Source organism: Microseira wollei NIES-4236, from assembly GCF_020521235.1.
In the GTDB taxonomy this organism is placed as follows: Bacteria; Cyanobacteriota; Cyanobacteriia; order Cyanobacteriales; family Aerosakkonemataceae; genus Microseira; species Microseira wollei.
The window spans coordinates 1-11,894 of the sequence record NZ_BLAY01000238.1; the positions used below are offsets into that span (position 1 = coordinate 1).

The 11,894-nt window shown below is 45.3% G+C and carries 11 protein-coding genes and 1 pseudogene; 8 read left to right on the forward strand and 4 right to left on the reverse strand.

Translation table 11 applies throughout. The features are described from left to right. Positions 1–155 precede the first annotated feature (155 nt). From MiSe_RS43580 to MiSe_RS43600, 5 genes and pseudogenes are all read left to right on the forward strand, one after another. Positions 156–620 (forward strand): annotated as a pseudogene (locus MiSe_RS43580) (ATP-binding protein); the annotation flags it as partial. A gap of 18 nt (positions 621–638) precedes the next feature. Further along, on the forward strand, positions 639–812 hold the full coding sequence (locus MiSe_RS43585) for a hypothetical protein (protein ID WP_226592633.1): 174 nt from the start codon (positions 639–641) through the stop codon (positions 810–812). Positions 813–881: 69 nt separating this feature from the next. Further along, positions 882–1,487: an ATP-binding protein gene (locus MiSe_RS43590; protein ID WP_226592635.1), complete on the forward strand. Its 606-nt coding sequence runs from the start codon at positions 882–884 to the stop codon at positions 1,485–1,487. A gap of 126 nt (positions 1,488–1,613) precedes the next feature. Further along, entirely contained in the window at positions 1,614–1,913 is a 300-nt protein-coding gene (locus MiSe_RS43595) for a hypothetical protein (RefSeq protein WP_226592638.1), read from the forward strand. Continuing rightward, a complete protein-coding gene (locus tag MiSe_RS43600; protein WP_264196978.1) occupies positions 1,897–2,463 on the forward strand; it encodes a LuxR C-terminal-related transcriptional regulator in 567 nt (188 codons plus the stop codon). Before MiSe_RS43595 ends, MiSe_RS43600 begins: the two co-directional genes overlap by 17 nt. 248 nt (positions 2,464–2,711) lie before the next feature. On the opposite strand, the gene MiSe_RS43605 is transcribed toward MiSe_RS43600, so the two are convergent. Next, positions 2,712–3,200 (reverse strand): hypothetical protein, encoded by a 489-nt coding sequence (locus MiSe_RS43605; RefSeq protein ID WP_226592642.1) that lies wholly within the window; start codon positions 3,198–3,200, stop codon positions 2,712–2,714. Between the two features lie 203 nt (positions 3,201–3,403). Here MiSe_RS43605 and aroA point away from each other — a divergent pair, with 203 nt between their 5' ends. From aroA to MiSe_RS43620, 3 genes are all read left to right on the forward strand, one after another. Beyond that, complete coding sequence (gene aroA, locus MiSe_RS43610; protein ID WP_226592659.1) at positions 3,404–4,759, forward strand: 3-phosphoshikimate 1-carboxyvinyltransferase; 1,356 nt, start codon at positions 3,404–3,406, stop codon at positions 4,757–4,759. 501 nt (positions 4,760–5,260) lie between these two features. Then, positions 5,261–8,710 (forward strand): serine/threonine-protein kinase, encoded by a 3,450-nt coding sequence (locus MiSe_RS43615; protein ID WP_226592645.1) that lies wholly within the window; start codon positions 5,261–5,263, stop codon positions 8,708–8,710. Continuing rightward, positions 8,707–10,254 carry a phospholipase D-like domain-containing protein gene (locus MiSe_RS43620; RefSeq protein WP_226592647.1) on the forward strand — a complete coding sequence of 516 codons (1,548 nt, stop codon included), beginning with the start codon at positions 8,707–8,709 and terminating at the stop codon, positions 10,252–10,254. The genes MiSe_RS43615 and MiSe_RS43620 overlap by 4 nt, the downstream gene beginning before the upstream one ends. Before the next feature lie 113 nt (positions 10,255–10,367). Here MiSe_RS43620 and MiSe_RS43625 read toward each other — a convergent pair whose 3' ends face one another. The 3 genes from MiSe_RS43625 to MiSe_RS43635 form a co-directional block, all read right to left on the reverse strand. Next, positions 10,368–10,823, reverse strand: a complete 456-nt coding sequence (locus MiSe_RS43625) for a hypothetical protein (RefSeq protein WP_226592650.1) — start codon at positions 10,821–10,823, stop codon at positions 10,368–10,370. Positions 10,824–10,831: 8 nt separating this feature from the next. Continuing rightward, positions 10,832–11,179: a hypothetical protein gene (locus tag MiSe_RS43630; protein WP_226592653.1), complete on the reverse strand. Its 348-nt coding sequence runs from the start codon at positions 11,177–11,179 to the stop codon at positions 10,832–10,834. Between the two features lie 37 nt (positions 11,180–11,216). Beyond that, on the reverse strand, positions 11,217–11,894 hold a 678-nt coding region (locus tag MiSe_RS43635), incomplete at its 5' end, for a nuclease/transposase family protein (RefSeq protein WP_507770237.1).

The window sequence follows — 11,894 nt, forward strand, 5'->3', positions numbered from 1 at the left end:
AGAGCCTCTACAATCTGGCTCCCAGGCTGATCCTGGGAGCGAGTCAGGGAGGCTCTGCCTCGAGTCTTCTAAGATAAGCGAGGCAGAGCCTCTACAATCTGGCTCCCAGGCTGATCCTGGGAGCGAGGTAAAGCGAGGTAAGGCAGTCCAAAGGTTATTTTATATCGGGAAAATTCGACCAATTTCACCGGAATATTCCCTATAGTGCCCTTGTGCAAGCTTTCTCTGCACTGATGCGGCAATTGTTAACTGAAGAAGAAACGCAACTCCAAGAGTGGCGCGAAAAACTGCAAACTGCTTTGGGTATAAATGGTCAAATTATTATCGATGCAATTCCAGAAGTAGAATTGCTGATTGGTTCTCAACCACCAGTGCCAAATGTGCCGCCAGAGGATGCCCAAAATCGCTTTAATTTAGTCTGGCAGAATTTCATTCGGGTGTTTGCATCGAAAGAACATCCTTTGGTGATGTTTTTGGACGATTTACAATGGGCTGATTCAGCTTCTTTGAAATTGATACAACTGCTGGTAACGGCAGCCAAAAGCGGATTATTTTTAATTGGGGCTGATCGGGATAATGAAGTTAATGCTGTCCATCCTTTGAAGCTGACTGTGGAATAAATGCCAAAAAGTGGCACAGTGATAACTGAAATTTTCTGCTCTCGGTTAGAGTTGCCCCAAATTAATCAGTTAATTGCGGAAACGCTGCATTGCTCACTGGAACAATCACAACCTTTAGCCGAGTTGCTTTTAGCAAAGACTGATGGCAATCCTTTCTTTATCAATCAATTTTTGCAATCGCTTTATGGGTAAAAGCTGTTATAGTTTGATTTTGCTCAAGGCTGCTGGGAGTGGAATTTAGAGCAAATTCGCGCTAAAGGAATGACAGAGAATGTCATCGAAATGCTGGCTGGTATAAAAAAATTGCCAGAAGAAATGCAACAGGTTTTAAAGCTAGCTGCATGTATCGGCAACTCTTTCGATTTAGGAACTTTAGCAGTTATCTCAGAAAAGTCGCCAGAAAAAGTGGCAGCTAATTTGCGCGAAGCTGTTAGCCAGGATTTTGTTATTTCAACAAGTTCGAGTACTGCCTACAAATTCGTCCATGACCGCATCCAGCAAGCTGCCTATTTCCTAATTCCAGAAACCCAGACTAAAGCGATTCATTGGAAAATTGGGCAACTGCTGTTGCATACACCAAAAGAGGCACAAGAAGACAAAATCTTTGAGATTGTTAACCAACTCAATCAAGGTATTGAACTGAGCGAATATCAACAGGACTTACCCAGTGCAGCGGTGCGTTACGCTAACGCTAACGCACCCTACATAGATCAATCCCAAAGAGATGAACTGGCAAAATTAAATCTGATAGCTGCTAAAAAAGCTAAGTCTTCAACTGCATATGAGCAAGCATTTCGCTTCTTAAAATTAGCTTTATATCTCTTGGGAATTGATTGTTGGCAGCGGCAATATAAACTGACTTTATAAATTTATGAATTGGCAACATAAACGGCATACTTTTGCGGCGAGTTTGAAGAAATTGAACCCTTGGCAAACAGCGTGTTACGCCACAGCAAAAATCTGTTGTAAACAGTTATAATATATGAAATAAAGATGGAAATTTGTCTGGCCAGAAACCAAATTGCCCGAGCGGTAAAAATTGGATTGGAAGTGCTGGATATTTTGGGATTCAAGTTTCCAAGAAAACCTAATATACCCCTGGTTTTACTCGAGTTATTAAGAACGAGGCTTGCTTTAGCTGGTCGGTCAATTAAACAATTGAGAAACTTGCCAGGAATGACGGATTTGAAAGCGATATCAGCTATGCAAGTTATGGATAAAATCGCGACTACCGTCGCACTCACCAATCCTAAATTGTATCCTTGTGCTACAAGGTTTGACAGCGCTGCTTGAGAGCGAAACAGATATAACTGTTGTCGGAAAAGTTCGCGACGGACACGAGGCACAAGAAATGTTTCGCCAACATCAACCCGACGTAACTTTGATGGATTTGCGGATACCTCAAATGGATGGAATTGCTGCTATTACTGCTATCTGCGATCCGTTTAAAAATGCTCAAATTGTTGTGTTGACTACCTACGACGGCGAGGAAGACATTTATCGCGGATTGCCAGCGGGTGCAAAGGGGTATTTGCTCAAAGATGCCGAAGCGGATGAAGTTTTAGCAGCTGTTCGTGCCGTTGCTGCTGGTAAAAAGTATATCCCGCCTCATGTGGGAGCTAAACTAGGAGAGCGGATGGGGAATCGGGAATTGAGCGATCGCGAAAACGAAGTCATCCGCCTGATCGCCGCTGGCAAAAGCAATCACGAGATTAGTACAACGCTGCATATCAGCGAAAGTACCGTCAAGTTCCACGTCAAAAATATTTTTAGCAAGTTGGGAGTGCATGACAGGACACAAGCTGCTTTAGCTGCACTCAAGCGCGGTTTTGCTACTTTGTAGCTAAGCGACACCTAACCAAAAGTTCGGGTAATCTCCTCATCTAATACTGACCATTTTTTATACGTAATCTCGTTTCCGGTTACATCTAAATGATTAAAATTGGTTGTAGGGACGCCAGCACAAAGTTTTTCGGCTGCCGTGTCCCTACTTTCCCATTATTGAAAGTCAAGAAACCGGGTTTCTCTGAGAAACCCGGTTTCGCGCTTAGCTGCCGATTTTCACAAATTAACTAACGAGCGATGACTAATTCAGTGATGGATTTCTAGATTCAAAATGTAGCAACCGAGTTGCACTTTTTCCGACCAAAGTTCGTATTCCAATCGCAGATTTTCTGGTAAAGTGCCACCGACTAACTTTAAACTACGGGTGAAGTTACGCAGGCGCATATGTCCGCTAGTTTTTAATGTTTCGCTTTGCAGCCAATAACGGCTGAGTCCGTAAACGCCTCGCTCCCAAAAGTGACGATAACTGACTCTACCGTTTCCTTGCATGGTCATGATGGCGCGGTGGGGCGAAATCTCTAACCATAAAAGCCTTTCCTTGGAAGCCGTTGGGGCTGTTGCAACGGCTGGAGTATCATTGGGTTCTAGATTCCCTATAGCAGGTTCGCTCATCAGTAAATGAAAGCGATCGCGGTCTTTTTGATACAGGGTAGCGGCGGTTTCCACCATCGACCAAATCGGCAAATCGGTGGAAACTAGGGATAAACTCACGGGTTTGCGGTGATAGGTCAGCATTGAGGTTTTTAGTTTGTAGCAGCAGGTTTTATCCCCTTATTCCCGCCTAAATCAAAAGTCTTCACAACAATCGATACCATTTTGCCAAGCGATTTAGAGGATTTCACCATCGAAAATCCCAAATCTCAACTCCTCGCATGGTATCGCTGGGACGGGGAAAACGGTACGATCTAACGCGAGCAGTCTTCCACCAGTCTATCCCAATGTCAGATGCCGTCGTTACACTGGAAATTACCGGGGATCAGCAATGTTTGCTGGTTCGCAAACCTTTTGAGGGGCTATCCCTGACTGGACGCATCCGCGTACCGGGGGATAAGTCGATCTCTCACCGCGCGTTAATGTTGGGAGCGATCGCTTCTGGCGAAACCCAAATTCAAGGTTTGCTCTTGGGCGAAGATCCCCGCAGCACCGCCGCTTGTTTCCAAGCAATGGGGGCAGAAATTTCCGATCTAAATACAGAATTAGTCACGGTTCGAGGCATTGGGTTAGGCCAGTTGCAAGAACCCAATGATATTTTAAATGCGGGTAACTCCGGTACTACCCTAAGATTGATGCTGGGACTTTTAGCATCCCATCCGGGTAGATTTTTTACGGTAACTGGCGATAGTTCTTTGCGAAGTCGTCCCATGTCCCGCGTTGTCACTCCCCTGCAACAAATGGGCGCTCAAATTTGGGGACGCAAACACAATTCTCTCGCCCCCCTAGCGATTTGTGGACAGCAACTACAACCGATTCATTACCATTCCCCCATCGCCTCCGCCCAAGTCAAGTCTTGCATTCTTTTAGCTGGACTGATGACAGAAGGACAAACAACTGTCACCGAACCTGCGCTTTCTCGCGACCACAGCGAACGCATGTTAAAGGCTTTTGGTGCAGAACTTAGTATAGACCCGGAAACTAATAGCGTCACGGTTACTGGCCCTGCTAAGCTACAAGGACAAACGGTTATCGTTCCTGGTGATATCAGTTCTGCTGCTTTTTGGTTAGTCGCTGGGGCAATTGTACCGGGTTCGGAATTATTGATCGAAAATGTCGGCGTTAATCCCACCCGCACCGGCGTTTTAGAAGTTCTAGAAATGATGGGTGCCGATATTTCTCTGGAAAATCAGCGGGAAGTTGCTGGCGAACCCGTCGCCGATTTACGAGTGCGTTATAGTCAGCTAAAAGCTTGCAAAATTGCCGGTGATGTGATACCGAGATTGATTGATGAAATCCCGATTTTAGCCGTCGCGGCAGTTTTTGCTTCTGGGACGACGACGATTAGGGATGCAGAAGAATTGCGGGTGAAAGAGAGCGATCGCATCGCCGTCATGGCGTCGGAATTAAACCGCATGGGTGCGAAAGTGACCGAATTACCCGATGGGTTAGAAATTACCGGCGGCACGCCGTTAACGGGAACCGAGGTGGATAGTTATACCGACCATAGAATTGCCATGAGTTTAGCGATCGCAGCCCTTAATGCAACAGGCACAACTAAAATTAATCGTGCCGAAGCAGCGGCTGTTTCCTATCCAGATTTTACCCGCACCCTGCAACAGATTTGCGGTCAAACTGCATAAGTTTGCTTTGGTAATTGGTAATTGGTAATTGGTAATTGGATGATTTGGCTCGTGGACTCTGAGCGAGATCCCCGACTCCGATGCGCGAAGTTGGGGATCTGGGTATTCGCGATCTGATGTCCGCCTAATTACCCTGAATAAAAATCGCGACCCGTCACCGTGTCACCGTGTCAGTCGCGTCATTCCTAACTATGGGTGAAGAACCGGACATCATATGAGTTCTATCTCTAAACTGGGCATATTCTACCTCAGCCGACTGGGGCGATCGCTCCTTTTTAAGCGGAAGTTATTGTGGGTGGAAGTTCCCTTCACCCTGCTCTAGCGTCTTTTTAGCCGTTTTAGCAGAGTACAGCGGATTGCTTTTCGTGTGAGGTACAGCCTTGTGGCTTGGTGTGCGGGCAGCAAAAATGGCAGCCCGCACACCGCTGTCCAAGGTGTACCATCACCGAGTGCAAACCGCTATATAGGAGATAATTGACTTGGAAAGCAAAATCGATAACTATGCCGCCTCGTATCATCAACGATCGCTACATGCTCCTTCCCAACTCGCGCTCAGGTGGAATGGCAGATGTATATAAGGCAACTGATTACGAAAGAGAAGGATGCCAAGTTGCAGTCAAAGTCTTTAAGCATGGGCAAATTGAAGCAGATATTCTGGCTGAGTCCTTCAGACGTGAGACTCAGGCACTTAAGGAGTTAAAACATTCCAGCATTGTCGAGCTTTTTGATTCGGGACAGGATAGACAGACTAGGGAATATTTCCTGGTGTTGGAGTGGATGGAAAAAGATTTAGCGACTCTGCTCAAAGAAGCTCCATTGGAGGGATGGGATTCTTATTGGCAGAGGCTAGCTCTTCCGGTACTGAAAGCTCTTGCATTCTCCCATGAGCGCAAATATGTTCATCGGGATCTCAAACCCAGCAATATTCTGATTGGCAGTGATGGCAGGTTGAAATTAGCTGACTTTGGTATTTCCAAACTCAGGGGGTACTTCCGTCCGACTGTCACTCTACGAGAATTCGTCTCGCGTCCCTTCACACCCCCCGAAGAGGATGACGGTTCCTATCCTTTCACCCGCGACGTGTTCAGCTTTGGAGTAGTTACGCTGAATTGTTTAACTGATGTCAAGCTTGTTGATTATGACAGTATTTCGAGAGCGATCGCTGCTCTTGATGCCCCACCTGAAGCGATCGAAATTATTGAACGTGCCGTCTCAAACGATCCTGCTGAGCGGCAATCGAATGCAGAGGTGCTGCTGGCAGAGTTGGATGCTATTGGGCAGAAGCGATCGCGAACTCAGTCAACCAAGAGCCAAATTTGCTACTTGAAACTGACTCCCAAATGCTTGAGCCGTCTTCAGGACACCCTGGATATTTCTTCCGAAACCGAAATTCATAAGATTATTCTGAACGATCTAAATGGTGAAGTAAGTTGTGGAATTCGCGCTTATAAATTCAAAAACAACGATCATAATTCTGAGGGAGACCACTACGAATTGTATGGTGGTTCCTATCGATATCATGTCAAGGTGGACGATAAACGAAAGGATCACCTTGTGATATTTAATGCTTGGGATACACCTCATTCTCAGCTGGAACAGCGACGAGAACTTGCTTGGACTATACCCTATGAGTTTAAATTTGGAACTTCAATCTATTCTTATGAAGCCGTAGCAGTCATTCAAGAACTACAAGATGCTGTCATAGAGCATGAGGCAAATCTACAAGAACGATCGCTCGAAAAGGAAAAACAACGAATTTTCCAGGTCTGGTGGGATATTCTCAGAGCTAAAACCGACTGGGAACAGAAGCGAAAAGAACCAATTCGATATACAAGTGCTAAACCTGATGGCACGAGAGTGATTTTTGAAGTAAAAGAATTACCAGAGGAAGACATTGCCGGACAACCTCGTCACATCACAAACTCTCAAGGCTTTAGCATTTTGAGCGGGGATGTCATTGGAATTATCGATGACAAGTTAGAATTGTATATCAGGTCTGGCTCTGCCGATCGGCTGCCTGAAAAAGGTGAGCTTAAGTTTGATACTCGTTTAGCTGAAATTGCTCTCAATCGACAAAAGAGTGCGCTGGATGCGATTCGATACGATCGCGCCGTTCGTTCCGATTTACGGGAGTTGCTGGTCAATCCTGAAGAAATTCAGGCTCCTGTGCTAGATGCAGAGATTGAGTTTATTCAGAACCTGAATGAATCTCAGAAGGAAGTTGTTAAGGCTGCTCTCTCCACACAAGATTTTCTACTGGTTCAAGGGCCACCTGGTACAGGCAAAACGACCTTTATTACCGAGGTGATTCTGCAAACCCTTCAACAGAATTCAGAAGCGCGAATTCTGCTTAGTTCCCAAACACATGTTGCCCTTGATAACGCATTAGAGCGGATTCAAGCCAAGAATCCAAATTTGAAGCTGATCCGAATCGGCAATCATGAGCGGGTGTCGGACGGTGTTTACTCGCTGCTGCTAGAAGAACAAATGGAAAAATGGCGCGAGGAAGCGATCGCCAAAGGGCAGAAATTCCTTGCTGACTGGTCTGCACGCAGCGGAATTTCTCAACAAGAATTGCAGACAGCAGTTCTATTTCAAGAGTTGAGAAATATTGCCTTAAAGCTGGAGTATTTGCGAGTCGAACTGACAATTCGCAGGCAGGAGAGAGAAGAGAACTTCTCTGCATTGGATAACGAAGGAAATCCTAAATCGCGGCGAAAACGAAACATCCCGGCAGCAAGGTTGGAGGAGTTTCAGCGTTTAGAAGAAGAGATTGAACAGTTAGAAAAACAGGCAAAGGCAGCACGGGATGAGCAAAAACAGAAAGCCAAAGAAATGGAAAAAATAGCTGGAATTACAACAGAAGAAATACTGAAGATGTCTTCGGAAGATCTTGGACAATGGAGCCAGATATCGATCGATCCTAATGCGCCCAATGCGAAAATGCTGCAACAGCTTATTAGCCTTCAAACTGACTGGTTAGAGCAGTTTGGACGCAACGATCGATTCAATGCACCGCTAATTAAGCGCTCGCAAGTCGTCGCCGGAACTTGTATAGGCGTTCCTAGAGAAATTTACGACATTGAATTCGATCTCTGTATTGTTGATGAAGCTTCAAAGGCAACTGCCACAGAAGTTTTAGTGCCAATGGCGCGTTCTAAAAAGTGGATACTGGTAGGCGATCCAAAACAACTTCCACCCTTTCAAGATGAAGCTAGTAGGAATGTTGAGTTTTTGGAAGAGTACGAATTAACTCTAGAAGATATTCAAGAAACACTCTTCGATCGTCTTTTGAAAATATTGCCAGATGGATGTCGTAAGATGCTGGCAATTCAACATCGGATGGTGGAACCGATTGGTAAACTTATCAGCACCTGCTTCTACGAAAGTCAATTAGACAGCAATGGCCCTGAAATCGATCAAACGCTGAATAAAGTTCTACCACGACCTGTTACTTGGCTGACTACATCAAAGTTGCCAAATAGTCGCGAAAAAAGTGTAGGGTCTAGCTTCGATAACTCCTGTGAAGTGAGAGCAATCGTTCAGTGGTTAAAACAACTGAATTCAGTGGCAGAAGCAGCCCAGAAGCATTACAGCGTTGCGGTTCTGAGTGGTTATGCAGCGCAACTGAAACTACTGAATCGCAGCTTAGATTCAGAACAAAGTAGTTTGAAAGCGTTGGCGATCGAGTGCAATACAGTCGATGCCTTTCAAGGGCGTGAAGCAGATATCGTTCTCTACTCAGTCACCCGATCTAACAAGGATGGCAAAGTTGGATTTCTCCGAGATGAAGCCAGATTGAATGTGGCATTATCCAGAGCGCGAATCGGTTTGGTCATTGTTGGCGATAGTCAGTTCTGTCGCTCGCTTAGCAATAGCCCTTTATATCGCGTTCTGCAATACATTGAGCAACACCCAACAGATTGCAAGCTGGAGGATCTGAACCCATGAATTTGGACGAACATACATCACTCAGTTCGGAAGAATTACGCCGCTATGATAATCGCTCTGGGTTCGATCTGGTTTGCTCTCAGGAAGTCGGATTGCCTGTTTACAAGATTACTGTCGATGCCCTGACCCAAATTCGCAAACCAATTCCACCAATTGAAGAGTACGTTCTTAAGGCGATCGATATTGGTCTTTCATCCGAAGAAGAAATCGCTGGATTACTAGGCTTGGAATTACCAACAATCAAGGAAGCAATGGTTAATCTACGAGTAAGTGAAGACATTGATCTGTTTGCACCCGATGCTTCACAGCTTCAAGTATGGAAACTTACTAAGAAAGGTGAAAAAACCTTGCAGTCAGCTAGGATTATTGTGCCAGAGGAAAGAACCTTAGAGATTAACTTTGATGGACTCCTGCGAATTCCGCGCTGGTATGGTCAGTTAGAAAAAGCCTTGCTCTTGCCGAAAAATTTGCGAGACGAGGGTATTGTAGAAATTGAACCCTCGCCCAAGCGTCCTCCAGAATTGTCTGACCTGAAGCTCAAGGATGTTGATAAGGTTATTGGGGAAATTGAGAAGGCTAAGGGTAAGAAGTGGAAGAATTCTCAAGAACAAGATTTGCTGGCATTGAAGGCGATCGAACGTCGGCAACGATTCTTTCAACCTGCGACTGCACTGGTTTACAAAGAAAAAGACAGCGACGAAATTCAGGTGGCATTTGTTGTTGATGGCATTCTCTCTAATGAGCATGAGACTGCTTTTGCTCGTTCAAATAGTTCTAAAAAAATCCGCAGCCAAATAATTGATGCTTTACAGAAAAATGAACCACTCAAGCTGGCTGAAGAAATGTTGGGACAGCAGTTTGTCGCGAAGAATCTGGTCGATCCAGATGTCATAACTGCCAAAGTAACTGAAGCTAAAGCAGAGATTGAGGCGCAAATTGAATCTACTCAAGAAAAACTAGACCAAACGAATGATGAGGATGAAAAGAACAGCCTGATTCAACAGCTTCAGGAAAAAGAAGAACAAATCGCACAGCTTCAAGCCCAAATGCACTCTATGCTCGCTTCGGTGCCGATGCGTTGGTTAGAAATGTATGAGCATCGCCCTCTGTTGGAGCAAGCGCTGAAAGAGAGTCAGGAACGTTTAATGATTATCTCACCTTGGATTCGGGCTAATTCTGTCAACCAATCGTTCCTCCAACAATTTGAGAATTTACTGAAGCGAGGAGTTAAGGTTTTCGTCGGGTATGGTTTGGGCGAGAAAGACGAAAACCGCAATTCACCAGATATTAAAGCTGAGAAGACTTTGCAAAACCTGGCAAACCACTATTCTAAGACCTTCACGCTCAAGCGACTAGGAGATACTCATGCCAAAATCCTGATCTCAGATACCAAGTTCGCGGTCACCACAAGCTTCAATTGGTTGTCATTCAAAGGTGAGCGCGATCGCACCTTTCGTGACGAGCGAGGAACGCTGGTTTCCGAACCCCACAAGATTGACGAGTTGTTCGATAACCTACTGAAGCGATTGACCAAGGGGTTGTAGTTGTAGCTTGAGACTGGGTGGTGTCCAATTGAATTGACCAGGACTTACGCACCTTGGCAAAGAAATATCGCCACATTCGTAATGATATTCAGCCTGATGTTTTCGCAATTTTCCTAACCACTCTGACAGAAAGCCTGCACTTGTGCTTCGGATAAGCCCAACATTTCAGCAACCTGACTAACCTGCATCCCCGCAGCCAGAAGATTTTGAGCAGCTTGACGCAGTTGAGCCTGTGCCTGTTCTTTCTCTAGGCGTTCTTGTGCTTTTTCTAGGCGTTCTCGTTCTTTTTCTAGGCGTTCTCGTTCTTTTTCTAGGCGTTCTTGTTCTTTCTCTAGGCGTTCTTGTTCCGTATCGGTCAGTAGCCAATTTCCTTGCAGATCGCACCATCGCAACCAATCACTCGGAACATCTTCAAAAACCCCTGACCAAATGCCCAATCCAATCTCTAGATCGGTCAACCAGATGCGGGGATTCTGCGGTTGAATTAACTGTTCAAGATAGCGTCCACCATCTAATTTGAAATGTCGCAACTGTTGGGTGTAGCGACTGTAAACGATGTATTGAGCCACTCCTCGCACTAAAGTGGCGAGGAATCAGGCCAGGAATTAAAGTTAGCTTTTTGCTCAATAATAGCTATCTGGCTAACCGTTTCTGGCTTCATGCAGAACTGCTCTGAGGATGAATGACTCAGCCTACGTTCGGACGCGCCTACTTGTTCGCAGTTTATTTGAAAGTCCTTCCATGCCTGCATTAAGTAAGGCTCCGACCTTTCCCACTCATTTTGAGCAAGATGCAATAGAAGGTTATCTTCGTCATTGACGTATCTACTTAGGTATGCAGCGAAAAGATCGCGATGCATCACAACTCCTGTTTGGTCATAGTGAACGCGCTCTGATAGGTTCTTCTTAATCCGTTCACCAGTCAAATGGGTTTGTGACAGTGCAGTACGTGAAGTAGAAAACTTAATGAATTGCCCACCGGCACTTACAGCAAGAGCGTGCTAATTCAGATTGGACTAAACCGGGAGACTTAGCAGAAATAGCTTTACCATATCGCTTTTGCCATGCCTTCACCGATACATTTTCAGTTTTGATTTGATTACCATGCCTCAAAATCTCGTTGACGATTCTCCGGTTTTGAGACTTAGCATAAGCGCTCTTACGCCGTTCTAATTCTCGCTTTTTGCGAGCCAACTTTTGATAGGTTTTAGACTTTTTCCATTGGCGACTACCCGGTTTTACTTTACCTTTCTTCAAGACCATCTTACGCCCTATCTGACCGAAAAAATCTCTTGAGTAGTTTTCGGGATTGCTGGCTCTTTGAGAGCGCTGCATCTGACGCTGTAATGCTTTGATTTCACCTTCATATGTTGGTACTTGTTCTGCAAAGGCGAGCAATCCGGCGTTGTCACCTACGAAAGCAATGTTGGAGATGTTAATATCTAGCCCAACAACACCATCAGTAACATAATTTTTATCTTTTTGATAGGGCTGTCCCTCGTTAATTAACTGAGCATACCAGCGCTGATTACCATTGAGTTCTCGAGCCAGTGCGGTCTTGGGGTTCCCCCAAGTGGAGCATCTGGCGTGCCACAGAAGGCGAACGTATTTTACCGGATGATTTAAGCCATGTTGGATGAC

Excerpts from the sequence above, each read along its gene's own strand:
- MiSe_RS43590 (WP_226592635.1), top strand. The coding sequence starts at position 882 with ATGACAGAGAATGTCATCGAAATGCTGGCTGGTATAAAAAAATTGCCA.
- MiSe_RS43595 (WP_226592638.1), top strand. The coding sequence starts at position 1,614 with ATGGAAATTTGTCTGGCCAGAAACCAAATTGCCCGAGCGGTAAAAATT.
- MiSe_RS43605 (WP_226592642.1), bottom strand. The coding sequence starts at position 3,200 with ATGCTGACCTATCACCGCAAACCCGTGAGTTTATCCCTAGTTTCCACC.
- aroA (WP_226592659.1), top strand. The coding sequence starts at position 3,404 with ATGTCAGATGCCGTCGTTACACTGGAAATTACCGGGGATCAGCAATGT.
- MiSe_RS43615 (WP_226592645.1), top strand. The coding sequence starts at position 5,261 with ATGCCGCCTCGTATCATCAACGATCGCTACATGCTCCTTCCCAACTCG.
- MiSe_RS43620 (WP_226592647.1), top strand. The coding sequence starts at position 8,707 with ATGAATTTGGACGAACATACATCACTCAGTTCGGAAGAATTACGCCGC.